4 protein-coding genes are annotated in these 2,006 nt (G+C 71.2%); 3 read left to right on the top strand and 1 reads right to left on the bottom strand.

Annotated elements, in window-relative coordinates:
* The 3 genes from AC1D15_RS29220 to AC1D15_RS29210 form a co-directional block, all read left to right on the top strand.
* Nucleotides 1-623, top strand: a 623-nt coding sequence (locus AC1D15_RS29220; RefSeq protein WP_477828776.1) for a PQQ-dependent sugar dehydrogenase, incomplete at its 5' end; no start/stop codon positions are given.
* A gap of 70 nt (nucleotides 624-693) precedes the next feature.
* A complete protein-coding gene (locus AC1D15_RS29215; RefSeq protein ID WP_477828775.1) occupies nucleotides 694-1,290 on the top strand; it encodes a YqhG/Tai3 family protein in 597 nt (198 codons plus the stop codon).
* 95 nt (nucleotides 1,291-1,385) lie between these two features.
* The gene (locus AC1D15_RS29210) at nucleotides 1,386-1,616 is read left to right on the top strand and encodes a DUF1161 domain-containing protein (RefSeq protein ID WP_047511396.1); all 231 of its coding nucleotides are present in this window, start codon (nucleotides 1,386-1,388) and stop codon (nucleotides 1,614-1,616) included.
* 22 nt (nucleotides 1,617-1,638) lie between these two features.
* Here the strand turns inward: AC1D15_RS29210 and AC1D15_RS29205 are convergent.
* The coding region (locus AC1D15_RS29205) for a nucleoside/nucleotide kinase family protein (protein ID WP_477828774.1) at nucleotides 1,639-2,006 on the bottom strand (368 nt) is incomplete at its 5' end.

Below are 2,006 nucleotides of genomic sequence, written 5' to 3'. Positions count from 1 at the left end.
CCGCCGAGGAAGGCCGCGCGGCGATCTGGGAGGTCGACGCGAAGACCGGCGCGCACCGCGTGTTCGCCTCCGGCCTGCGCAACCCGAACGGCCTCGCCTTCGAGCCGCAGACGGGTGCGCTGTGGACCGTCGTCAACGAGCGCGACGAGATCGGCAGCGACCTGGTGCCCGACTACCTCACCTCGGTGAAGGATGGCGCCTTCTACGGCTGGCCGTTCAGCTACTACGGCGCGCACGTCGACGAGCGGGTCAAGCCGCCGCAGCCCGACATGGTGGCGCGCGCGATCGCACCCGATTACGCGCTCGGCCCGCACACCGCCTCGCTCGGCCTCGCGGCCGCCCGCGGCAATGCGCTGCCGACCGCCTTCGCCGACGGCATGTTCATCGGCCAGCACGGCTCGTGGAACCGCAAGCCGCACAGCGGCTACAAGGTGATCTTCGTGCCGTTCGCGCAAGGCCGGCCCTCCGGGCCGCCGGTCGATGTGCTGACCGGCTTTCTGTCGTCCGAAGGCCATGCGCAGGGCCGCCCGGTCGGCGTCGCGCTCGACAAGCAGGGCGCGCTACTGGTGGCCGACGACGTCGGCAACGTGATCTGGCGGGTGCGGCCGGTGGCAACACGCTGACACGATGAACCGGCGCGCGGCGTGAATTGCTGACGCGCTACGGTCCCCACCGGCCGGGGACAATCCGCGGATGCACCGCTCCGCCCTGCTGACCCTCGCCCTGGCACTGGCCGCCCAGGTCCTCTCGCACGACGCCAACGCTGCCGACGCCACCGCGAGCCCGCAGACCGCCGTGCAGGCCTTCTACGAGTTGCGCATCGCGCAACTGCCGAACGGCGGCGCGCCCGACGGGCCTGCCCTGAAGCTGATCGCCAGCCTGCTGACGCCGCGCCTGCAGTGCCTGCTGCAGACGGCGCACCGCTACGACGAGGCCTTCCTCGCGACGCAACCGGGCGACAAGCCGCCGTTCGTCGAGGGCGACCTCTACTCCAGCCTGTTCGAGGGCCCGAGCCGCGTGAAGGCCCAGCCGGCGCGGCTGGCCCGCGACATCGCCTGGGTGCCGGTGCGCATGTTCTTCGACGCCGGCGGCAAGAACGATGCGACCGGCTGGACCGACACCGTCGTGCTGAACCGCGTCGACGGCCGCTGGCTGATCGCCGACGTGAACTACGGCGGCAATTTCGCGTTCGGCAACAGCGGCCGGCTCAGCGGCGTGCTCACCGACCAGCTGGAGCGCCCCGATCCGGCGCTGAAGTGGACCGGCCGCGAACTGCGCAGCTGTCCCTGAAGTTGCCAATGAAACAACGGGCCGCGCGCGGCGTGGCACCATGCGCGCCGGACCACCGTCCTCAAACCTCAAAGACAACCCCACGGAGAACCCCGATGAAAGCCACCTTCACCCTCGCCCTGGCCGCCCTGACGCTGGTCGCCGCCCCCGCCTTCGCCGCCGGCAAGTCCTGCGACGAACTGAAGACCGAGATCGCCGCCAAGCTCGACGCCAAGCAGGTCACCGGCTACGTGCTGGAGATCGTCGACGCCGACAAGGTGGGCGACGCCAAGGTCGTCGGCAGCTGCGAAAGCGGCGCGAAGAAGATCACCTACGGCCGCAAATAAGGCGACCGGCCAGCCCGCCGGCTCAGACCGCGCAGCGCCAGTCGGCGCGTGGCGCGGTCGCAGCGATCAGCTCGGCATTCGGCTGGTCGGTGCCGGCCTCCCAAGCGCGGGCTTCGGACTCGCTGCGGCCGAAGCGCATGTGGCGCTCGACGAGCCGGCGCCGCCGCAGCGCGTCGTCCACGTCGACGTACCAGGCTTCGTCGAGCAGCGGCTTCACGCCGGCCCAGCCATCGCGCTCCAGCAGCAGGTAGTTGCCTTCGGTGATCACCAGCGGCACCTCGGCCGGGATCGGGATGGCCGAGGCGATCGGCTCCTCGATCTCGCGGCGGAATTCCGGCGCGTAGACGATGCCGCCTCCGGCCTGCTGGCCGCGCACCCGCTGCAGCAGGG

It is taken from the genome of Rhizobacter sp. P2_H2, from assembly GCF_056403375.1.
Note: the sequence above shows the minus strand (reverse complement) of the source record. Positions and strands in the feature narration are given on the sequence as shown.

Bases quoted from the DNA above. Each gene is read 5' to 3' on its own strand.
- AC1D15_RS29210 (WP_047511396.1), top strand. From the start codon at position 1,386: ATGAAAGCCACCTTCACCCTCGCCCTGGCCGCCCTGACGCTGGTCGCC.
- AC1D15_RS29215 (WP_477828775.1), top strand. From the start codon at position 694: ATGCACCGCTCCGCCCTGCTGACCCTCGCCCTGGCACTGGCCGCCCAG.